The sequence below is a fragment of the Nocardiopsis listeri NBRC 13360 genome (assembly GCF_001570765.1).
GTDB classification, from domain to species: Bacteria; Actinomycetota; Actinomycetes; order Streptosporangiales; family Streptosporangiaceae; genus Nocardiopsis; species Nocardiopsis listeri.
Map to the genome: position 1 here is coordinate 1 of NZ_BCSH01000046.1, position 21,533 is coordinate 21,533.

Consider the following 21,533-nt stretch of genomic DNA (forward strand, 5'->3'; position numbering starts at 1 on the left):
CACACCCACTCCCACACCCACACCCATCCCCACTCCCACACCCACTCCCACACCCACACCCATCCCCACTCCCACACCCACCCCTTGGGATCACTCATCCAGGGTCCGGATGGTGGAGGTGGCGGGGTTCGGGGAGGGCGAGACCTCCGAACGCTAATCTGTGGGTTCCCCCATCCCCCACGCAGCAAGGCGGCCGCTCTTGCCGAATTCCCCCGAACCATTGCGGGTCAGTATCGATCCCGGGTTGCCGGAACACCACGCGCGCGGTATCTGGCGTGCACTGAATCAGGCACCTGAGGCGGTGGGCCGGCCCAGGGCCGAGGATCGGCCGGAGAGCAGGCGGTTCGGACACGCCTTGGCGCTGCTCGGGTTGTGCGGGGTGGGGGTCCTGGAATGGCTGTTCTGGGATACGGCCCAGACCATCGGCGCGGCGGTCGGTTTCGGCCTCGTCCTCCTCCACCTGCGGCATCGACATCGTCGTAAGGCGGACGAGGCGGAGGCATCGATCGACCCTCGGGTGACGATCGCGTTCTTCGAGGGTTCGTTCGTGGTGGACACGATGCTCGACGACGTGGATCGGGCCCGGCTGGGGCGGATCCAACGTGTGTCCGAAGTGCTCCTGGAACAGGGCCACGACCTGAGGTGGGTGGCCGAACGGGAGTGGGGTCTGGCGGTGAGGCTTCCGGCCCTCACACTCGATCGGGTGAGGGCCGAGGGCTGCTCGCACGAGGGTGAGCGGGAGCGGCGCAAGGCGGAGACGTCGACGCACGAGGCCTTCGTGGACGGATGGATCCGCTACCTGGAGGACGCCGCCGGGGTCAGGCCGGGACCGGGGAGGCCAGGGTGAAGGCGCGCCGCCCGGGCCTTCTCGCAGGTGGCGCTCTCGCACGAGGTCGACCTGGTGCCCGGTCCGGTGATGTCGGCGTCGGGCGGCGGGTGCCACGAGGAGTACTTCCGGCTTCCGGTGTCCTACGACCGCGCCACCCGGGAGGAGATGGTGTGGCGGCTGACCCGTGCCTGGCGCGAAGTGGACCGGCACGGTCCGATGGTCGGCCACCCGGACACCCTGGTCGTCTGAGGGCCAGGACCCGAGGACGCCCCTGGACGAGGGGAGGGCGGCACCGTTCGGTGCCGCCCTCCCCCGTTCGAACGCACGAGAGCGTTCGTTCGAGGTGCTAGCCCAGCTGGGTCTTGCGGGCCTCGGTGAAACGCTGCTGGACGTCGGCCCAGTTGACGACGTTCCAGAACGCCTTGACGTAGTCCGCCTTCACGTTCTTGTACTGGAGGTAGAAGGCGTGCTCCCACATGTCCAGCATGAGCAGCGGCTGCGTGCCGATGGCGATGTTGCCCTGCTGATCGAACAGCTGCTCGATGATCAGGCGCTGGCCCAGGGCGTCCCAGGCCAGGATGGCCCAACCCGAACCCTGGATGCCCAGAGCCGCGGCGTTGAAGTGCCCGCGGAAGGCGTCGAAGGACCCGAACTGGTCGTCGATGGCCGCGCCCAGCTCACCCTCGGGCTTGTCGCCACCGTCCGGGGACAGGTTCTTCCAGAACACGGAGTGGTTGACGTGGCCGCCCAGGTTGAACGCGAGGTTCTTCTGGAGCTGGTTCACGGTCCCGAAGTCGCCGGCCTCGCGTGCCTCGGCCATCTTCTCCAGGGTCGTGTTGGCGCCCGCGACGTAGGTGGCGTGGTGCTTGTCGTGGTGCAGCTCCATGATCTGACCGGAGATCCACGGCTCAAGGGCCGCGTAGTCGTAGGGCAGCTCGGGAAGCGTGTACGGCGCAGACATACTCTGACGCACCTTTCCAGGACGATATTCGTCGTGTTCTTACCAGCGATGAGATCGCTAACCAGCAAGCTATCAGCAGCGGAAGCGAGTCTCCGATGTCAGCTCGTGGACACGGCCGGCCGGGAATAAAACCGGGCCGGGCCGTCGTCGCCGCGTCGGTGCCGGAGACGTCCTCATGCTCCTCATCCCTCTGCCCGCCACAGGGGTCCCGTGAACCCCGGGAGCCCGACGAATCCTCTCGTCGGATCCGTTGGGGGCGCCCCTTAAGTCAGGGACCCTCCGCATTCTCGATCTCGGGTGATTCGGTCCGGTCTCGCTACCCTGACCCGCGTGCCCCCGAACCGCGAATGAACGTTGACCGCGTGTTCGCCCGACATTCACCGTGGTGGCATCGGGCCGGGGGACAATTCATCGTCGAATTCGAATGGTCATACCCGTGAAGCCTCGTTCGGTGAAACACGCTTCCTAAACTTCCGAGGCCGTCTGCGCATATGAGTGAAACCACAACCGGGATTCCCGCCCCCGGTGACCCCCGCATCCCCTCGGCCACCGACACTCGGCGGACCGTCCGGACCGGAGGCGGTTTTCGTCCCGAGATCGAGGGGCTGCGCGCCATCGCCGTGGTCCTGGTCGCGGTCTACCACATCTGGTTCGGTCGGGTCTCCGGTGGCGTGGACGTGTTCCTGCTCCTCACCGGATTCCTCATCACGGGTTCCCTGGTGCGCGCGGTCGAACGCGACGGCCGGGTCCGGTTCGTCGCCTTCTGGGCCCGGTTGGCCAAGCGCCTGGTGCCCCCGGTCGCGGTGGTCCTGCTCGCCGTCATGGCCGCCATGTACGTGTGGCTGCCCGGTTCACGCTGGGAGGGTCTCCTGGAGGAGGTGCGTGCCGCCGCGTTCTACCACGAGAACTGGACCCTGGCCGGTAACGCGGTCGACTACCTGGCCCGGGAGGCGGCGGCGAGCCCCCTCCAGCACTTCTGGTCGCTGTCCATCCAGGGGCAGTTCTACCTGTTGTGGCCGGTGTTGGTCACCGTCGCGGCGTTCATGGCCACCCGGGTGGGGTTGCCGTTGCGCCGGAGCCTGCTCGTGCTGGTCACGGCGTTGTTCGCCCTTTCCTTGAGCTACTCGGTGTACATCACCGCCCACGACCAGGCCTGGGCCTACTTCGACACCGGCGCCCGGCTGTGGGAGCTGTCCCTGGGCGCGATCCTGGCCCTGGTCATCACGGAACTGCGCCTGCCCACCCGGGTCAGGGTGTTCCTCGGTTGGTTCGGTCTGGCGGGGCTGGTCTCCTGCGGTTTGCTCCTCCAGGTCTCCACGCTCTTCCCCGGGTACGTCGCATTGTGGCCGACCGGCGCGGCCCTGCTGGTCATCGTGGCCGGTGGCACCGGCAGCCGGTTCGGGGCCGATCGGCTGCTCACCTGGAAGCCGCTGATGTCGGTGGGCCGCTTCTCCTATGGGCTGTACCTGTGGCACTGGCCGATCCTGGTCTGCCATCTGGAGGTGACCGGGCGGCAGACGGCCACGCTGATGGGAGGAATCGCGATCCTGGGCGCCTCGTTCGTGCTGGCCTGGATCACCCATCGGGTGGTGGAGGGCGGCGTCGATCGCCTCACCCGAGCGGAACACCGCCGCGGGCCCGGCTGGTCGGTCATGATCGCCGTGCTCTTCCTGGTGCCGGTCCTGACCGTCGCGCAGTCGTGGTCGCAGCGGTTGGCGGAGGAACGCGTGGAACGGGTACAGGAGGTCGTCGAACCCGAGACGTACCCGGGCGCGCGGGTGGTCGCCGAGCCCGACCTGTCGACGATGTTGCCCGACGTGCCGGTACGCCCGGCCCCGGCGGACGCCCAGGGGGACCTGTCCTCCCACCATCAGGAGGGCTGCCACGTCAACCTCGTCGACGAGGAGCTGGTGGTCTGCGAACGGGGTCCCGCAGACGCGGAGCACACGTTGGCACTGGTGGGAGCGTCGCGTACCGCCCACTGGTACCCGGCGGTGGAGAAGGTCGCGGCCGAGCACGGGTGGCGACTGGTGTCGTTCACCAAGAGCGGCTGTCCGTTCGGTCTGGCCACCGCCACCAAGGACGGGGAGGTCTTCCAGGAGTGCGAGACCTGGAAGGCCAAGGCGTTGGCCGAGTTGGAGGAGCTGAAACCCGACGCGGCGCTGCTGTCGTCGACGAGGGCGTTCACCGCTCGTGAGGTGGTCCAAGAGGGCTACACGGAGATGTGGTGGCACCTGAACGACCTGGACATCGACGTGATCGGCCTTCGCGACCTGCCCCGACTGCCCTACCGTGGCGCGGAGTGCCTGGAGTCCACGGACGCGGTGGAGTGCACCAGCCCCGCCGCGGTCAGCCTGGACGAGGTCGATCCGGCCTCACTGCTGGAGCTGCCGCCCAACGTCACCCTGGTGGACCTGACCGAACACGTGTGCCCGGACGGAGCCTGTGACGCGGTGGTGGGCAACGTACTCGTGTACTGGGACCACTCGCACATCACCGCCACCTACGCCGCCACCCTCACCCCCGCGGTGGAGAGCGCGCTGCTGGAGGCCACGGGTTGGTGACTCGGGCCCCATCGCGACGACCCGCCCGGATGTCCTCCGAGGGTGTCCCGGGCGGGGTTCATGCCGGTCCGACGTTTTTCCGTGGCACTTCGGAATCCCTTTCCAGAAATTCCGGACACGCTTTGGTGATATCGGGGTGATCTGCCGGTGAACGGTACGGTAATTGACGATCTCTTGGGTTTCGGATGCGCATACTCGGCGCCCTCGAGCTCTTTCAAGGCGTTAATGTCGAAGACGCAAGGTGCCCTTCCCCGCCGATGCGGTTCAGAACGGTTCCGCGTCCTGATCCGTGCGTCGGTCGCCGCACCCCTTTCGCGGAGGTAACCCCGATGAGCTCCCTCAAGAAGAAAATCCGCCGATTGCTGCCCGTGGTCGGGCTCTTCGGTCTGGCGGCCGTCGCCACCCCGGTCTCCCTGGGTGTCCTGGGGCTGGTGTCCTGGGGCGAGGCCGTTCTGGCCGTCACGGTCCTGTTCCTGGGCGTGGCGATGATCGGCCTCACCGTGGGGTTGTCGCGACTGCGCCGATCGGTGCTGGAACTGTCCACGTCGGTCCGCACCCAGACCGGCCAGGTCACCGAGCTCTTCGGGCAGGACCGGCTGGAGCTGGCCCGTTCCCTCGACGGGGTGCGCGCCGAGATCAAGGAACTGCGCGACAGCGCCCTGCCCCGGGCGATCCACAAGATCACCCGCGCGGGCGTGCGGAGCGGACGCGACGACTACGAGCAGCAGGTCGCCTGGACCGAGCTGCGCGAGTACCTGGACGTGGCCCCGTTCATGCCGCCGTTGCGCGGTTGGGCCGCCTCCCCCGACGTGCTGCGGGTGTTGGTCCGCATCATCGACCGGGATCGTCCGGAACTCGTGGTGGAGTGCGGCAGCGGATCCTCCAGCGTGTGGATCGGCTACGCGCTGCGCAAGGCGGGGACCGGTCGTCTGGTCGCGGTCGAGCACGACGCGCGCTACGCCGAGCTCAGCCGCGCCCTGGTCGCCGCCCACGCCCTGGAGGACATCGTCGAGGTCCGGCACGCGCCGCTCGCCCCGGTGCCCGCGGAATTGGCCGACGGGGTGTCCGCCGAGGTGCCCTGGTACGACACCGAGGCACTGGGCGACCTCAAGGGCGTCGGTCTGGTCTTCGTCGATGGTCCGCCCGCGGCCACTGGCCCGGAGGCGCGCCACCCGGCCGTCCCCGCGCTCCTGCCCGCCTGCGCCGACTCGGCGGTGTTCGTCCTCGATGACGCCGACCGGGACGAGGAACGCGCCCTGGGCGACCGTTGGCTGGCCGCGCACCCCGAGCTCACCCGCGTCGAGGAGGCCACGGAGAAGGGGGCGCACGTCTTCACCCGTACACCCTGATCCTCCCCGAGCGTCCCCCAGCGCTCCCCACTCTCCCGATCCGCAGCAGAACCGAGAAGGTCATCGATGATCACCACCGTCCTCCGGCAGGCCCTGCGCGCACGTGGCGAAGAGCCCGCCGTGCTCTGCCACAGCGGGGCCGACACACTCCGGGAGGTGTCCGGACCGCCTCGGCGGCCCGGGGACCTGCTCGTGGACCTGGGCGCTCATCCTCTGGGCGAACCGCTCCGGATCGACTCCGTCGAGGGTGCGGAGGTGGAACCCGTCGCCGGGCTGGTGGCGTTGGTCGCCGCCACCCCCACCGACCTGAACCGGGCCCTGACCGCCGCCGTGCACCTGCCCCGGACCGTGCAGGTGGTGGTCGCGCTCTTGGACACTCCGGGCCACCAGGATCCGCCGGTGCCCGCGGGACCGGGCATGGGCCAATGGCGTGACCTACAGGAACTGCGGGTACGGCGGATGGGCAAGCGCGGTTGGGTGTGCGAGCTGTTCTTCCCCAACGCGATCGACACCGCCCAGGTCCTCGACTCCGTCCTGCACGGTACCCGAGGCCGTCGACGTGGACCGGTGGTGGCACCTCTGACCGCCCTCAGTGGCCCCGAGTCCTCGCTGTGGCGGCCCGGCGACACCGGCACGCACGGCATCGACGTGACCGGCCCCGTCCCGCTGCGCCGGGTCACCCCCGTCGCCGACCTGGCCCTGCGCGTGCACGAGGACGCGGCCCCGGCGTGGAACGAGGAAGCCGTCCCGGCGCTGGACCGCGCGGCCACCACGGCCGACGCCTGGGAGGGTCTCACCGGAACCGACGGCCGCGCTCGTGCCGAGCTGGTCGTCGCCGCGCAGAGCCCGGCCGCTCGGGTCACCGTCTCGCCCGCCGACCTGGTGGCGCCGATCGACGAGACCACCGTCAACCCGACGGGGTTCTCCAAGGCCGAGAAGGGACCCCTGGGGCACCTCACCGTGCAGGGGGACCACGCCGTCATCCGTGAGGGGAACAAGGACCTGGTCGCCGTGGCGGCCGACGGCACCGTCACCGACGTCGACTTGACCCGCCTACGTCACCTGCGCGGGGTGAGCGTCGACTGGTCCGGACACACCGGCCCCACGGCGGCGGTCCGCGCGGTGGCCTCCCTGGCCGCTGGGGGCGTTCCCCTGGTGGCCGGCCCGGTACCCTCCTGGGCCGTTGGTCTGGGCGCTCCGCTGACCGAACTCCTGGCCGGGGCCACCGACGCCGACCTCACCGACCGATTGGCCCGCGAGGAGCACAGCATCCGGCTGCGTCGCGCCGCCCTGTACACACACGGTCTGCGCTCACGCTGGCGGGCCCTCGGCGCACAGGCCGAAATCCCGTTGCCACCGGCGCCCCGCATCTCGGTCATCCTGTGCACCCGACGCCCCGAGATGGTCGGCTTCGCGCTCGCCCAGATCGCCCGGCAGCGCGGGGTCGAACTGGAGACGGTGCTGACGCTGCACGGGTTCGGTGCCGACCGGCCAGAGGTCGCCTCGGCGATCCAGGCCTACCGTGACACCGGTCTGGCGATCACCGTGCACGAGGCCTCGGCCGACCAGGTCTTCGGGTCGGTGCTCAACGACTCCGTCGCCCGCGCCTGCGGTGACCTCATCGCCAAGTGGGACGACGACGACTGGTACGGGCCCGAACACCTGGCCGACCTCGTGCTCGCCCGGACCTACTCCGGGGCCGAGCTGGTCGGCACCGGGCAGGACTTCGTCTACCTCCAAGAGGTGGACCTCATGGTGTGGCGCAGCCGCGAGTCCGAGACCGCCACCCGGTTCATCGCCGGCGGCACCATCCTCACCGACCGCGTGGTGCTGGAGGAGACCGGTGGTTTCCGGCCACTGCCGCGCGCCATCGACACCCAACTGCTCATCGCCGTGTCCCGGGGCGGGGGGCGTATCCACCGCACCCATGGGCTCGGGTACGTGCTGCGCCGTACCGGCGGCGGACACACCTGGTCCGAGGACATGGCCTACTTCCTGCACAACTACGCACGACAGTGGGCCGGCTGGCGCCCGAGCGTCCTGCTCGAAGGTGAACCTCGCCCGCTGGGTGGATCGACCGAGGTCCACGAGGAGCCGGCCATGACCACGACGAACCCGGGGGTACGACCTTGACCAGTATCGAAGAGCACACGACCGCCTCGATCACCGAGCCGACGGTGACGACGACGGACATCGTGTCCGTGCTGCCGCGAGGGGCCGTGGACCTGTCCGCTCAGCCTCGCGTCCACCGCAACGACTACTCGGTGGTGGACGTCCCCGAACTGGGGGAGTGGACACCGAAGTTGTCGGTGAGCGTGGTGATCCCGGCGTACGGCGGTGCGGACAAGCTCGCCTTGGTCCTGGCGTCGTTGGCCGCGCAGAGCTACCCGGCGCACCTCATGGAGGTGATCGTGGTGGACGACGGCAGCCCCGAACCGCTCACCCTGCCGCTGGTCCACCCGGAGAACACCCGCGTCATCCCCTCCGCCGAAGGTGGATGGGGGTCGGCGCACGGAGTCAACACCGGTGTCGCCGCGTCCTCGGGCCAGGTGATCCTGAGACTGGACTCGGACATGCTCGTCTACCGCGAGCACGTGGAGTCCCAGATGCGCTGGCACCACCGGATCGACTACGGTGCCGTCCTCGGACACAAGTTGTTCGTCGACTTCGACCCCGCCGCCCTGACCGCCGAACACGTGCGCGAGGAGGTCGCGGCCGGCCGCGCGGACCGGCTCTTCGACAAGGAGACCGCCGACCCGCACTGGATCGAGCGGCAGATCGACAGACACGACCGACTGCGTACCGCCGGACGGTTGGCCTACAAGGTGTTCATCGGCGCCTCAGGGTCGTTGCACCGGGAGCTGTTCGACGCCGCGGGCGGACTCGATGCCGAGCTCGTCCTGGGCGGTGACACCGAGTTCGCCTACCGGGTCGCCCAGCGCGGCGCGGTGTTCGTGCCCGACCTGGACACCAGCAGCTGGCACTTGGGACGAACCCAGATGCAGACCCGTCGCGACGCCGGCACCCGCTACCGGATGCCGTACGTGTCCAACCGGGTGCCCGACTTCCACCTGCGCCGCAAGCGTCCGGATCGCCAGTGGGACGTGCCGTTGGTGGACGTGGTCGTGGACACCGGAGACAGCACCCTGGAGGAGGTCGACACGACCGTTTCCTCGCTGCTGTCCGGTACCACCCCCGACCTGCGGCTGTGGCTGATGGGCCCGTGGACGCGGCTGCACGACGACCGCCGCGCCCCCTTGGACGAAGAGCTCCTCGACGCTCGTCTGATCCACGAGACCTTCCGCGGCGATCCCCGGGTGAAGTTCGTGGGGACGCCGCCGCGGACCGACCCTCGTGTGCCGCACCGCCTGTACCTGTCGGCCGGGCCCACCCTGACCGAGACGGCCGTGGCCGACCTGATCAAGGAGATCGACAAGTTGGGCTGCGGGCTGCTTTGCGCGCCCCTGCCCGGTGCCACCAAGGCCGGTGACGGGATGTTGCGCCTGGAGCGCGCCTCCTCGTTCGCCCGGGCACTCCACTTGGAGCCCGAGGCCGCCGGCAAGGAACTGGACCGAACGATCGAGCAGACCCACGGCACCCACTGGATGCCGGGGGAGCGCTTCGTCGCTGTGGTGGACGAGGAGAGCGAGGAGGCCTCGCAGCCCAGCAGGGAGGTCCTCGAGCAGCGTCTGGAGAAGGCGTTGGTCGACGCCGACCGGCAGCGGGCGCGCGCCCAGCGGGCCGAACGCAAGCTGCGCTGGTTCACTCCGGGGCTGGGGCAACGGTTGCTGCGCCGTATCGCGCGCTGAGGCCGGAACGGGGCGGACACGTCGGTCGTGTCCGCCCCGATCGGGCGCCGTGTTCGCCCTGGCGACACACCGCCCGCGATAGTCACATATGGTAACCATTGTGGCACTCTGGGTGCGTCCCGTCTTTGCGGGCCTCACCTGTCAGCTACGCCCGAGGTTGCCCGATGATCACATCAGTCGTCCGTCAGGCCCTACGCATCCGCGGTGAAGAACCCGCCGTTCTCTGCCACACCGGTGACCCGACGACGACCAGGCGTGAACTGGCCACGCTCCGACTGCGCCCGGGCGATCGCCTGATCGACCTGGACGCCCACCGCATGGGCGACCTGGTACCCGTCTCCGACGTCGAGAACGATGGGGGCGGACCGGAGGAGGGCACCGGGACCGCCGGACTGGTCGCGGTGGTGGCCGCCAGCCTGACCGACCTGCGCCGTGTCCTGACCGCGGCCACCGCGTTGCCGCGCACCGTGCACCTGATCGTCGCCGTGATCGACACCCCCGGTCATCAGGGTCCGCTCCTGCCCTCGCCGCCCGGCATCGACGAGTGGAACGACCTCCTCGAAGCCCGAGTGCGCCGGATGGGCAAGCGCGGGTGGGTCTGCGAACTGTTCTTCCCCAACTCCGTCGAGACGGCCTTGGCCCTGGACTGCGTCGTGCACGGTGTCCGAGGGGGCCGACGTGGCCGGCGCACCGTGCCCCTGGCCGGCCTCCACGGAAACGAGGGGGCCATGTGGCGGCCCGGCGACATCGCCGCCACCGGGGTCAGCGCCACCGGCCCGGTTCCGCTGCGTCGGGTCTCGCCCACGTCCGACCTGGTCCTGCGTACCGACGAGGTGGGGTTGCCCGAGTGGGGGGACCCCGTCGTCCCCCACCTGGACATCCCGGCGACCACGGGCCGTACCTGGTCCGCCATCGAGAGGGCCGTTCCACCGAGGGCCGGAGAGGCCGATCCGCATCGGGTCCCACCCGTCGACGAGTACATCGTCAACCCCATCGGCTTCACCAAGAAGGCCGGCGGCCCCATGGGCGACCTCACCGCCCACGGCGACCGTGCCGTCATCATCGAAGGCAGGAAGGTGCTGTGCGTCCTGCCGGAGGACGGTACCGTCACCGACCTCGACATCGGCAGACTCCGGTACCTGCGCGGGATTCGGATCGATTGGAGCGGACACTCCGGTCCGCTCGCCGCGGCACGCACGGTGGCCTCCCTGGCCGCCGCCGGTGTACCCCTGATCGCTCGGCCCGTCCCGGTCTGGGCGGCCGACCTCGGAGGCCCGCTCATCGAACTGCTCACCGCGGTGCAGGAGAGGGAACTCGCCGATCCCCTCACCCGCGAGGAGCACAGCGTCCGGTTGCGCCGCGCGGCCCTGGGAACCCACTCGCAATCGGTCCGCTGGCGTGCGCTGGCCTCCCGGGCCGGTGTCCCGCTACCACCCGAACCCCTGGTCACGGTGCTGCTCTGCACCCGTAGACCGGAACTGGTGGGTTTCGCGCTGGCCCAGATCGCCCGCCAACGGGGCGTTCGCTTCGAGCTGGTCCTGGCCATGCACGGGTTCACCGCCGACGTGCCCGTGGTGCGGTCGGCGCTGCGGGAGTTCGAGGCCACCGGAATCCCGCTCACCGTCCACGAGGCACCCGCCGATCAGGTGTTCGGCGCCGTCCTCAACGACGCCGCCGACCGTGCCTCGGGCACGGTCATCGCCAAGTGGGACGACGACGACTGGTACGGCCCCGAACACCTCACCGACATGCTCATGGCCCGTCGTTATTCCAGCGCCGACCTCGTCGGCATCACCCAGGACCTGGTCTACCTACAGGAACTGGACGTCACGGTGTGGCGCAGTTACCAGACGGAGAAGCCCTCACCGGACGTGGTGGGCAGCACGATCGTCATCGACCGCTCCGTGCTCGACGCCGTCGGCGGATTCCGGCCGCTGCCCCGAGCGATCGACAGCCAGCTGCTGCTGGCCGTGCGCCGCGACGGCGGCCGCATCTTCCGCACCCACGGTCTGGGCTACCTGCTGCGCCGCGCGGGGGAGGGGCACACCTGGGGCGCCGACATGGGCTACTTCCTGCGTCGTAACACCAGGCAGTGGTCCGGCTGGCGGCCCAGTGTCCTGTTGGAGGACACGCCCGAGCCCATGGGCGGCGGACAGGATCCCCTGCTCGGCTCCCGGGCACCGGTCCAGGCCCGCATCGAGGGACCGGACGTGAACGGGACGCCGGGCACGACGACACCGACCACCTTGGGAGGCCACCGTTGACCACCGCAGACAACACCTCCGCGTACGACGAGACCGGACCGGCACCGCTGCTCGGAGCCGTTCCACCGGACGGTGGGAGGCCCGAACGGCCCCGGATCCACCGCAACGACTACACCGTGCTGGACGTCCCCGAACTGGGGGAGTGGACGCCGACGTTGTCGGTGAGCGTGGTGATCCCGGCGCATGAGGGGGCGGACAAGCTCGCCCTGGTCCTGGCGTCGTTGGCCGCGCAGAGCTACCCGGCGCACCTCATGGAGGTGATCGTGGTGGACGACGGCAGTCCCGAGCCGCTCACCCCGCCGCGGGTACGCCCCGAGAACACCCGCGTCATCCCCTCCGCCGAAGGTGGATGGGGGTCGGCGCACGCCGTCAACACCGGTGTCGCCGCCGCGACGGGACAGGTGATCCTGCGGCTGGACGCGGACATGCTGGTCCACCGCGAGCACGTGGAGTCACAGCTGCGCTGGCATCACCTGGCCGACTACACGGTGGTGCTGGGCCACAAGCTGTTCGTCGACTTCGACCCCGCCGCGATGGTCCCGGAATACGTGTACGAGGAGGTCGCGGCGGGTCGCGGCGACACGCTCTTCGACCGGGAGAGCGCCGACCCGCACTGGGTGGAACGGTTCATCGAACGGACCGACCGACTGCGTTCGGCGGGCCACGAGGGGTTCAAGGTCTACGTCGGCGCCACCGGATCGCTGCACCGCGACCTGTACCTGAGGTCCGGGGGCATGGACCCGGAGATGGTCCTGGGCGGCGACAGCGAGTTCGGGCACCGGCTGGCCCAGCGCGGCGCGGTGTTCGTGCCCGACCTGGACAGCAGCAGTTGGCACCTGGGGCGTTCCCAGATGCAGGAGAAGCGTGACGCGGGCACCCGCTACCGGATGCCCTTCGTCGCCAACCGGGTGCCCGACTTCCACCTGCGCCGCAAGCGTCCGGAACGCCAGTGGGAGGTGCCGCTGGTGGACGTGGTCCTCGGCGTGGCGGAACGCACCCTGGAGGAGGTCGACGAGACCGCCGGGGCGTTGCTGTCCGGTTCCACCCCGGACCTGCGTCTGTGGATGGTGGGACCGTGGTCGCGCTTGCACAACGACCGCCGCCCGCCGTTGGAGGAGGAGTTCCTCGACCTGCGCCTGGCACACGAGACCTTCCGGGGGGACCCCCGGGTGCGCTTCGTGGAGTCGCCACCGGAGACCGACCCTCGGGTGCCGTTCCGGCTGTACCTGGAGGCGGGGCCGCCGCCGACCCCGGACGCCCTGGCGGAACTCGTCGTGGCCTGCGATCGGTCCGGTGCCGGACTCCTGTGCTCCCCGATGCCGGGGGCACTGAGCGTCGGTGAGGGCGTACTGCGCCTGGAGCGGGTGGCCGCCTTCGAGCGTGCCCGTCACCTGGATCCGGAGGCCGAGGGCAAGGACCTGGACCGCCTCGTGGAGGAGGTGTTCGGTATCCATTGGACCCCGGCGACCGGCGTCATCGCGTCCCTGGGGCCGGAGGAGGCCGAACTGGAGGAGAAGGCCGCCACCGGTCGCGAGGGAGAGTCGGTGGAGCGTCTGCGGGCCAAGTTGCAGCAGGCCACGGACCGGGGTGACCGGATGCGTCGACGGGCCGAACGCGCCGAGCGCAAGCTGCGCTGGTTCACCCCGAACCTGGTCCGCCGGACCCTACGCCGTATCGCCCGCTGAAGTAGGGGATCGGGGGTCAGGGCACCCACAGCCCCAGGGTCTCGGCGACCAGTGCCGGGCGTTCCCGACCCTCGATCTCCACCGTGTGCCGGCTGGAGACGAGGTAGCCCTTGGGGGTCTCCTTGACCTCGATGAGTTCCACGGCGTCGCGTACGCGTGAGCCCACGACGACGGGCTGTAGGAAGCGCACCTTGTCGAGCCCGTAGTTGATGGACATCCTGGGCTTCTTCGTGATGCGGAAGATCTGCTGGGAGAAGTGCGCCACGAGTGACAGCGACAGGAAGCCGTGCGCGATGGTGGCGCCGAAGGGGCCCTGGGCGGCGCGGTCGGCGTCGAGGTGGATCCACTGGTGGTCCTCGGTCGCGTCGGCGAATCCATCGATACGGCTCTGGTCGATGGTGACCCAGTCGGTGACGCCCAAGGACTCGCCTTGGGCGGAGACGACCTCGTTGATGTCGGCGAATACGCGCACGACGCCTCCAGGTTCGGGTTGAGGGCCGGGTCTGTCTACCGAGACCCGTGTGGTGCGCGCCACTCTACCTAACGGTGTTTGGTTAATTGTGCTCGGGGCCGACCGGGCGTCAGGTCGTGCCCGAATTCGAGGACCGTGGGGCGTCCAACAGCAGCGTCTTGGCGGTGAAGGAGCGAAGGGTCGCCGGGTCGATTTCGTGTCCCAGTCCGCTCGTGGTCAAGGGCACCGGGACCACGCCGTCGTGCGCGCGTACCGGTGGAACGACCAGATCGCGACCGCGAGAGCCCGCGCCGGGCATCTCCACCGGCAGGGTCGCCCCGGCCAGTGAGGCCAACGCGACCGTCGCCGCGCGGCCCACCCCGGTCCGCGCCGAGGAACCGCACCACACCGGCCAGCCGGCGTCCATCGCCATGTCCACCGCCCGACGGGCCGCGGTCAATCCGCCCAGCCGGGCCGGGTCCACGTTGACCGCGCCGCCGGCCTCGGTCCGGATCGCCTCGCCCAGGTCATCCAACGAGGACAACGAACGGTTCAGGGCCACCGGCGTTCGCAGTTCGGCGGACAGTCGACCGTGCGCGGCGAGGTCGTCGGCCGGGAAGGGGTCCTCGATGGCCACCAGCCCCAGGGAGTCCAGGGACCGTAGCGCGTCCAGGTCTCCGGGGGACTCGGTGTAGCGGCCGCCGGCGTCGACCTGGAGCACCATGAACGGGAAACTGGTCTGCACCGCGCGGACCACGTCGGTGTCCCAGCCCGGTTGGATCTCCAACCTGATCCGTCGGAAACCCGCCCCCACCTGGCGGTTCACCTCGGTGGTCACCGACTCCGACGTCACCTGCCGGGCCAGGGTCACCCCCGCGGTGAGCGCGGTGCGCGACCCGGCCAGGGCGTGCGCCAACGGGGTCGAGCGCTGTCGACTCCACAGGTCCCAACAGGCGGTGTCCAACGCGCCCACCAACGTGGGATCCCAGGGCAGGTCGGCGAAGGCGTCCGCCACCTCGGTCGGCCGGCGCCAGGGGTGGTCGAGCAGGGCGGGTGCGAAGACCTGTGCCAGCGCGTCCCACTGCCCGGGGGTGGCGCTCGGTACCTCCCCCCAACCGTTCACCTCGCCGTCGGAGACCCGGACCAGGACGGGGGTGGCGGTGCCCGTGCCTCGTCCCGCCAGAGACGGACGCAGCCGCACCAGTTCGAGTTCGACGATGCGGGTCACGGTCACCGCTCCGGCGTGCGTCACTACGGTCCACCTCTGCTCGGGCCTCGGGAAAGGGGCCCGCCACGGGGAAGGACCCACTTTCGACGGTACCTCCGCCGGACCCGCCCGACCACCCCGTACGGCTCACCCTGTGGACGAAGGTTTCCCTGGTGGTACGGGCTTTGTACGGGTCGGAGCGGGTTCGTCCCTCTCGGGCCGGGTCCACGTCGGGTGTCTCACCCCGGACACGGGAACAGGGTTCAAGGGGAGAGGACCTCGTCCAGGGGACGGTGCTCGAGGCCGTGGGCCTCCGCCACCGGGGCGTAGACCACCTCTCCGCCGAAGGTGTTCAGACCGGCCGCCAGGGCCGGGTCCTCGCGCAGGGCCCGCTTCCATCCCTTGTCCGCGAGTGCCACGACGTAGCGCAGGGTGTCCTTGGTGAGCGCGTGCGTGGAGGTGTTGGGGACCGCGCCCGGCATGTTCGCGACGCAGTAGAACACCGTGTCGTGCACGGTGAACGTGGGATCGTCGTGGGTGGTGGGACGCGAGTCCTCGAAGCAGCCGCCCTGATCGATCGCGATGTCCACCAGGACCGCGCCCGGGCGCATCCGGGCGACCAGTTCGTTGGAGAGCAGCTTCGGTGCCCTGGCGCCGGGGACCAGCACCGCGCCGATCACCATGTCGGACTCCAGGGCCGACGACTCCACCTCGAAGCGGTTGGACGCCACCGTCTTGATCCGCCCCCGGTACAGGGAGTCCAGGTGCCGCAGCTTGTCGACGTTCAGGTCCAGGACCGTCACCTCGGCGCCCATCCCCACGGCGACCTGTGCGGCGTTCAACCCGGACACACCGGCGCCGATCACCGTGACGCGGGCCGGTCGCACCCCCGGAACCCCGCCCATGAGGATCCCACGACCACCGGCGGAACGCTGCAAGGTCACCGAGCCGACCTGCGTGGCCAGCCGGCCCGCCACCTCCGACATGGGCGCCAGCAGTGGCAGCGAACCGTCGGGCGACTGGACGGTCTCGTAGGCGATGCCGGTGACCCCGCGCTCGACCAGCGCGTCGGTGCACTCGCGCGAGGCCGCCAGGTGCAGGAAGGTGAAGAGGGTCTGGCCCTCGCGCATGCGGTGGTACTCGGCGGGGACGGGCTCCTTCACCTTGAGGACGAGGTCGGCGGTGGCCCACAGCTCGTCGGCGGTGTCCAGGATGGTGGCACCGGCCTTCCGGTACTCCTCGTCGGTGATGGAGGAACCCAGACCCGCGTCGTGTTCGACGAGGACCTCGTGCCCTCGGCCGGTCAGTTCGTGGACCCCTGCCGGGGTGATGGCGACTCGGTACTCGTGGTTCTTGATCTCGCGGGGCACACCGATGAGCACGGTTCCTCCAACTGGTATCGCCATGGACACCTACCACTGTGAACGGCGAAGGCGCCCCGGCGCTATCGCCAATGTGCATAGCCCTGTAGGGCCATGTTGACAGGGTGTAAGGACTCGGTGTGGCGTGTGACACGGGTCTACGGGTGTGCTTCTCGGCCCCCTGTCCACACCCTCGTGACCCTTCCGGTCAGCCGCATCCCAGCGTAGGGTCCCGGGTCGTCCTCGGGCACCAGCGTGGTCGCATCGTCGTCGAAGGCGAGCAGGTCCGCCTCGAACCCGGGCTGGATCCGGCCACGGGCCAGCCCCAGCAGGTCGGCGGGGCCTTGGGCGGTCCAGCGGGCCAGGTGGCTCAGGGTGAGGTTGCGTCGACGCGCGGCGGTCCACAACGCGGACAGACTCCACGGCAACGTGTACAACCCGATCGCCGGAAGATGGCCCGAACCGATGGTCCCCAGGGCCGACCCTGGTTCGAGGAGGGCGCTCCACAGCGCCTTGCGGTTGGCGTCCGAGCGCAGAGGCGGACGGCAGCCGCGCACCGGGGAGTCCGGCCCGGGGAACTCCGAGGGCAGGCACAGGTAGTGCGGACAGGTCTGTGCGCCCAGTTCCACCCCGGCCGCCTCCGCGGCCGACAACAGCGCCGCGCACTCGGCTGCGGTGAACGGGGCGATGTGGGTGCGCGCACCCACGACGCGGGCGGCGGAGATCACCCGTTCCAGCCCGCGACGTTCGGCCCGGGGCGGACGCTGTTCGGCACTGATCGGCGGGGCCCCGAGTTCGGTGGCGTCCTCGGCGTGCACGATCAGCAGCGAGTCCAGGGTGGCGATCTCCACCATGGCCTTGCGCAGCCCGGAGTCGCTCAGCGCCGCCATGTCGGGGGCGCCCCCGTCCGACAGGGACGCTTGGAAGGCCACCACGCCACCGGCCTGGAGATCGGCCAGGTCCAGCGGGCCGGTGCCCTCGTTGACCCCGCCCAGGAACGCGACGGCCACAGGGGAACCGGCGGCGGCGCGTTGGTGGATCTGGAGGGAGTCCGCGCAGGTGAGGGCGGGGCGCGCGGGCGCGGGGGCGACCACCATGCAGGTGACACCGCCGCGCAGGGCGGCGGCACCCGCCCGGTGGTAGGAGCGGGCCAGTTCCTCACCGGGTGCGTGCACCCCGGTACCCAGGTCGACCGCCCCGGGCAATAGGGGCCGATCCCCGAGGTCGACGATCCGTGGACCGGGCCCTTCGGGCCGTTGGGATCCGGATCGTTCGACTTCGACTCGACCTGGTCGATCCGAGGACACGGGCGGGCCGATGATCGAGCGGTACGGCAGCACCGCCTCGATGCGGCCTTCGCGGACGGCCACGTCCGCCGCCTCGGTCCCCTCGGGGACCACCACTCGTGTCGAACGGATGACGGTATCGAAATCGGGCATCGCTCCCCCTTCGGGCGCAGGGCTCGGGTCAGGGTGAGAGGTGTCGAGGAGGGGACGGAGCAGGGACTCGTCGGGGCGTCGAGCGTATCGCGTGGAGCCCCTTCGTATGGGGGAAACATCACCAACAGGGTCGCTTTCACGTACTGGTCGGGCCCCTGGAGCGGTCGATCGGGTGCCAAGTCCGACACTGCGTAGTAAACGGACTAACCTTGATCGCGGTGTTCCTCCGTGCGGCCCCTGCCGGACCCCGATCTGCACAGCAAGCGGTGGCCATCACGGCCGAGAGCCCTGACCTGCTGTTGACCGCACTCGAAGACGGAGTGGCACGTGGCTCCTCCCGCACAGAACGACAATTCCCCGATCAAGACCCACCAGAACGAAGCCGACCTGCCCCCGGGCACCGGTGTCGTACCGATCTTCGCCGTGATCATCGCCCTGGTCTGCGCTATTTTCCTGGGCTCCACCCTGGTCATCGGCGGTTCGGTCTTCGCCAGGGTCATCCCGGGCCTGCCCGACGCCGGCGAGGCCGTGCGCTGGGGCATGCCGATCGCGAAGACCCTCATGAACGTCGGGGCCGTCCTGACGATCGGCCTGTTGGTGATGGCGACCCTGCTGCTGCCCTCCTACAAGGGGCGCCTGTCCGACCAGGCCATCGGCTACGTACGCGCCGCCACCTGGGCCTCCCTGGGCTGGACCGTGGCCGCCGTGGCGACCCTGTATTTCCAGGCCTCCGAGTTCCTCGCCAAGCCCATGGGCCAGGTCTCGATCGACGAGGTGACCGCCTTCGCGGGTTCGGTCTCCAGCGGCATCGCCCTGATGTTCGTCATCTTGATCACGACCGGAATCGCACTGTTCGGTCGTACCTGCACCGGCGCCACCCCCGGTCTGTGGCTGCTCGTGGCCTCCCTGGTCGCGGTCACCCCGCCGGCCCTGACGGGGCACTCGGCCTCCTCGGGCTCCCACGAACTCGCGGTCACCGGCCTGGCCCTGCACCTGGTCTCCATCTGTGTGTGGGTGGGCGGTCTGGCCGCGGTCACCTACCACGCGGTACGGACCGATGGCGAGGCGCCGGCCACCGCCGCGCACAGGTTCAGCCGCATGGCGCTGTGGGCCTACGTCGGGGTCGCCATCAGTGGTGCCGCCAGCGCCCTGGCCCGCCTCTACTCCCTGGAACACCTGTTCTTCACCGAGTACGGGCTCTTCATCGTGGCCAAGGTCGTGCTGTTCGTCGTCCTCGGCGGGTTCGGCTACGCGCACCGCAAATGGACGGTGAACCGGATCGCCGGTGCGCCGGAGGGCAAGGAGGGCCACGCCTTCCGCCGTTGGAACTTCATCCGGCTCTCCGGGGTCGAGGTCATCATCATGGCCGCGGTCATGGGGATCTCCGTGGGGCTGGGTCGCACCGCTCCGCCCCCGCCGCTGGAGAGCACCGTCGACCCGGCCGCCGCCATCCTGGGCTTCACCATCCCGTCCGCCATGAGCATGCAGAACCTGCTCACCCTGTGGCGCCCCGACCTGTTCTTCATCATGTTCGTGGTCGTCGCCGGAGGCCTGTACCTGGGGGGTGTGCACCGGCTGGTCAAGCGGGGCGACAAGTGGCCGATCGGACGCCTCGTCGCCTTCCTCCTGGGGCTGTCGACCATCGTCCTGGTCCAGCTCACCGGCTTCGCCACCTACGCGATGATCATGTTCTCGGCGCACATGATCCAGCACATGGTGCTGGCCATGGTCACCCCGATCCTGTTGGTGCTGGGCGCACCGGCCACCCTGGCCCTGCGTGCCCTGAAGCCGGCCGAGCAACGGGGCGACCGGGGGCCGCGCGAATGGCTCAACTCCTTCCTCAACAGCCGCTACTCGAAGTTCGTCACCCACCCCGCGGTGGCCGCGCCGATCTTCGTGCTCAGTCTGTACGCCCTCTACTTCACGCCGCTGTTCGGCATGCTCATGAGCGACCACCTCGGTCACATGTTCATGGGCGTGCACTTCCTCGTCTCGGGCTTCCTCTTCTACTGGGTGATCATCGGTGTCGACCCGGCCCCGCGGAAGGTCCCGTTCCTGCTGAGGCTGCTGTTGCTGCTGGTGGTGATGGGTTTCCACGCCTTCTTCGGCATCGCCATCATGGAACAGGCCACGCCCATCGCGGCGGAGTACTACGACCGGCTCGAGATCCCGTGGATGCAGGACCCGATGGCCGACCAGTACAAGGGAGGCGGCATCGCCTGGGCGCTGGGCGAGATCCCCACACTCCTGGTGATGCTGGCGCTGGTGGTGCAGTGGTCGCGTGACGACGAACGGCAAGAACGTCGTCGGCAGCGGCACAGCAGCCGCGGCGATTCCGACGACTCCGACATGGACGCCTACAACGAGTACCTGGCCGAGCTCGACCGTCGGTCCCGGCAACAGCCGAACTGACCCCGACCCGCGGTCGATCCTTCACGGGCCCCCTTCCCGCAGTGCGGGAAAGGGGGCCCGACCCTTGTTCGCGTCGGTCACAGCTCAGGGGAGGCGGTGATGAGGCTCCGGGCGGTCTGGATCGCGGTCTCACAGGCGTCGTCCGCGCTGACCTGGACGAACAGGCTGTGTTCGTCGGAGGTGGCCAACCCCAGGTTGCAGGAGTCGGGGAAGGCCTCGGTGTAGCCGGGATAGCCCTCCACCGCCACGTACTCGTACGCCTCACCGCCCTCGAACGCCGCCGAGAGGGCGCGGGGGACCGGCGGCTCGTCCTCCTCGGCGTCGGGGTCGTGGGTCTCCACCCGCACGTCCACGCTGGAGTCGACCGCGTCGGTGAAGAAGCAGTTGTCGTCCGACTGCGGGCTGCCGCTACCGCCCTCGGCGAGCAGACCCAGTTCGATCGCGGTCTCGTCGGTCAACAGGTCACAGGGGTGCCGGACGCTCGGATCCAGAGGAGGCACGTCGAACTGGTCGATGGAGTCCCGGTCGGCCAGGTCGACCTCGCCGCCGCAACCGCCGACCAGCATGGCCGTCACGGCCACGGCCGCCCATCTCCATCCGCGCATCCCGCCGCCTTCCGCCCAACGAAGCCGGGGCTCCCCGATCGGGGAACCCCGGCACGAAGCTACAGAGCGTCGCCGCCTCCGGCGTCCTTGTGGCCGGAAACGGTCACGGGGATGGACGCCGGGTTCAGGAGATGAAGGCGGTCACACCGGTCACCAGGAGCGCCATGGCCAGACAGACCACCAGGCCGCCCACCAGCACCGAAGGGGTGGGTTTGATCCCCGTCAACCCGGTTCGGCCACTCACCAGGGCCTGACGACGCGCCACCATCGGCAGCATGGCCGCGTTGACCGCGTACATCACGATCGCCACGACGCTCGCTCCGGCGAAGCCCACCCAGAAACCGGCGCCCGCCGACATCTCGTTCAGGGCGGTCAACGCGGGCAGCACCACCCACAGCACGATCGAGGCGACTCCGAAGGCGGTGAGCGACCGGGGAGTGGACCCTCGGGAACTCCCCGACACCACGAGCAGCAGGCCGAGCAGGGCCGCCACCAGGATGGCGCCCCCGATTCCGAACACGACGATGTTGACCAGCGAATTCACGTTGGTCATTGTCCCACCGCCGCTCGGGCACCCCGACCCGGGGTGCCCGAGCG

Annotated in this window: 16 protein-coding genes; 9 read left to right on the forward strand and 7 right to left on the reverse strand. The window is 69.8% G+C overall.

Annotated features, from left to right (window positions below; translation table 11 throughout):
- Positions 1-199 precede the first annotated feature (199 nt).
- Complete coding sequence (locus NLI01S_RS15100) at positions 200-847, forward strand: hypothetical protein (RefSeq protein WP_190318479.1); 648 nt, start codon at positions 200-202, stop codon at positions 845-847.
- Positions 848-874: 27 nt separating this feature from the next.
- Positions 875-1,078: a hypothetical protein gene (locus NLI01S_RS15105; protein ID WP_067604871.1), complete on the forward strand. Its 204-nt coding sequence runs from the start codon at positions 875-877 to the stop codon at positions 1,076-1,078.
- Positions 1,079-1,175: 97 nt separating this feature from the next.
- On the opposite strand, the gene NLI01S_RS15110 is transcribed toward NLI01S_RS15105, so the two are convergent.
- Positions 1,176-1,790 (reverse strand): superoxide dismutase, encoded by a 615-nt coding sequence (locus tag NLI01S_RS15110; RefSeq protein ID WP_067604873.1) that lies wholly within the window; start codon positions 1,788-1,790, stop codon positions 1,176-1,178.
- A gap of 491 nt (positions 1,791-2,281) precedes the next feature.
- Between NLI01S_RS15110 and NLI01S_RS15115 the strand changes: the two genes are divergently transcribed.
- The 6 genes from NLI01S_RS15115 to NLI01S_RS15140 all read left to right on the forward strand — a co-directional run bounded on the left by NLI01S_RS15115 (position 2,282) and on the right by NLI01S_RS15140 (position 13,461).
- The gene (locus NLI01S_RS15115) at positions 2,282-4,354 is read left to right on the forward strand and encodes an acyltransferase family protein (protein ID WP_067604875.1); all 2,073 of its coding nucleotides are present in this window, start codon (positions 2,282-2,284) and stop codon (positions 4,352-4,354) included.
- 329 nt (positions 4,355-4,683) lie between these two features.
- Positions 4,684-5,703: a class I SAM-dependent methyltransferase gene (locus NLI01S_RS15120; protein ID WP_067604877.1), complete on the forward strand. Its 1,020-nt coding sequence runs from the start codon at positions 4,684-4,686 to the stop codon at positions 5,701-5,703.
- A gap of 66 nt (positions 5,704-5,769) precedes the next feature.
- Positions 5,770-7,836 carry a glycosyltransferase gene (locus tag NLI01S_RS15125; protein WP_067604879.1) on the forward strand — a complete coding sequence of 689 codons (2,067 nt, stop codon included), beginning with the start codon at positions 5,770-5,772 and terminating at the stop codon, positions 7,834-7,836.
- Positions 7,833-9,512, forward strand: coding sequence for a glycosyltransferase (locus NLI01S_RS15130; RefSeq protein WP_084392617.1), 1,680 nt, complete (start codon positions 7,833-7,835; stop codon positions 9,510-9,512). The genes NLI01S_RS15125 and NLI01S_RS15130 overlap by 4 nt, the downstream gene beginning before the upstream one ends.
- 164 nt (positions 9,513-9,676) lie before the next feature.
- Positions 9,677-11,776, forward strand: a complete 2,100-nt coding sequence (locus NLI01S_RS15135; protein WP_067604881.1) for a glycosyltransferase — start codon at positions 9,677-9,679, stop codon at positions 11,774-11,776.
- A complete protein-coding gene (locus NLI01S_RS15140) occupies positions 11,773-13,461 on the forward strand; it encodes a glycosyltransferase (RefSeq protein ID WP_067604883.1) in 1,689 nt (562 codons plus the stop codon). Before NLI01S_RS15135 ends, NLI01S_RS15140 begins: the two co-directional genes overlap by 4 nt.
- Before the next feature lie 16 nt (positions 13,462-13,477).
- Here NLI01S_RS15140 and NLI01S_RS15145 read toward each other — a convergent pair whose 3' ends face one another.
- From NLI01S_RS15145 to NLI01S_RS15160, 4 genes are all read right to left on the reverse strand, one after another.
- Positions 13,478-13,933: a MaoC family dehydratase gene (locus NLI01S_RS15145; protein ID WP_067604884.1), complete on the reverse strand. Its 456-nt coding sequence runs from the start codon at positions 13,931-13,933 to the stop codon at positions 13,478-13,480.
- A gap of 109 nt (positions 13,934-14,042) precedes the next feature.
- Positions 14,043-15,164 (reverse strand): enolase C-terminal domain-like protein, encoded by a 1,122-nt coding sequence (locus tag NLI01S_RS15150; RefSeq protein WP_067604886.1) that lies wholly within the window; start codon positions 15,162-15,164, stop codon positions 14,043-14,045.
- Positions 15,165-15,382: 218 nt separating this feature from the next.
- Positions 15,383-16,501, reverse strand: coding sequence for an alanine dehydrogenase (gene ald, locus NLI01S_RS15155; RefSeq protein WP_067604887.1), 1,119 nt, complete (start codon positions 16,499-16,501; stop codon positions 15,383-15,385).
- A 137-nt stretch (positions 16,502-16,638) separates the two neighbouring features.
- The gene (locus tag NLI01S_RS15160) at positions 16,639-17,919 is read right to left on the reverse strand and encodes an amidohydrolase family protein (protein WP_067604888.1); all 1,281 of its coding nucleotides are present in this window, start codon (positions 17,917-17,919) and stop codon (positions 16,639-16,641) included.
- Positions 17,920-18,246: 327 nt separating this feature from the next.
- Here NLI01S_RS15160 and NLI01S_RS15165 point away from each other — a divergent pair, with 327 nt between their 5' ends.
- Positions 18,247-20,331 (forward strand): cytochrome c oxidase assembly protein, encoded by a 2,085-nt coding sequence (locus tag NLI01S_RS15165; RefSeq protein WP_067604890.1) that lies wholly within the window; start codon positions 18,247-18,249, stop codon positions 20,329-20,331.
- Positions 20,332-20,408: 77 nt separating this feature from the next.
- Here NLI01S_RS15165 and NLI01S_RS15170 read toward each other — a convergent pair whose 3' ends face one another.
- Positions 20,409-20,936 carry a DUF3558 family protein gene (locus NLI01S_RS15170; RefSeq protein ID WP_067604891.1) on the reverse strand — a complete coding sequence of 176 codons (528 nt, stop codon included), beginning with the start codon at positions 20,934-20,936 and terminating at the stop codon, positions 20,409-20,411.
- A 124-nt stretch (positions 20,937-21,060) separates the two neighbouring features.
- Entirely contained in the window at positions 21,061-21,489 is a 429-nt protein-coding gene (locus tag NLI01S_RS15175; RefSeq protein WP_067604893.1) for a hypothetical protein, read from the reverse strand.
- Positions 21,490-21,533 lie beyond the last annotated feature (44 nt).

Bases quoted from the DNA above. Each gene is read 5' to 3' on its own strand.
- NLI01S_RS15110 (WP_067604873.1), bottom strand. From the start codon at position 1,790: ATGTCTGCGCCGTACACGCTTCCCGAGCTGCCCTACGACTACGCGGCC.
- NLI01S_RS15115 (WP_067604875.1), top strand. From the start codon at position 2,282: ATGAGTGAAACCACAACCGGGATTCCCGCCCCCGGTGACCCCCGCATC.
- NLI01S_RS15120 (WP_067604877.1), top strand. From the start codon at position 4,684: ATGAGCTCCCTCAAGAAGAAAATCCGCCGATTGCTGCCCGTGGTCGGG.
- NLI01S_RS15125 (WP_067604879.1), top strand. From the start codon at position 5,770: ATGATCACCACCGTCCTCCGGCAGGCCCTGCGCGCACGTGGCGAAGAG.
- NLI01S_RS15135 (WP_067604881.1), top strand. From the start codon at position 9,677: ATGATCACATCAGTCGTCCGTCAGGCCCTACGCATCCGCGGTGAAGAA.
- NLI01S_RS15160 (WP_067604888.1), bottom strand. From the start codon at position 17,919: ATGCCCGATTTCGATACCGTCATCCGTTCGACACGAGTGGTGGTCCCC.
- NLI01S_RS15170 (WP_067604891.1), bottom strand. From the start codon at position 20,936: ATGCGCGGATGGAGATGGGCGGCCGTGGCCGTGACGGCCATGCTGGTC.
- NLI01S_RS15175 (WP_067604893.1), bottom strand. From the start codon at position 21,489: ATGACCAACGTGAATTCGCTGGTCAACATCGTCGTGTTCGGAATCGGG.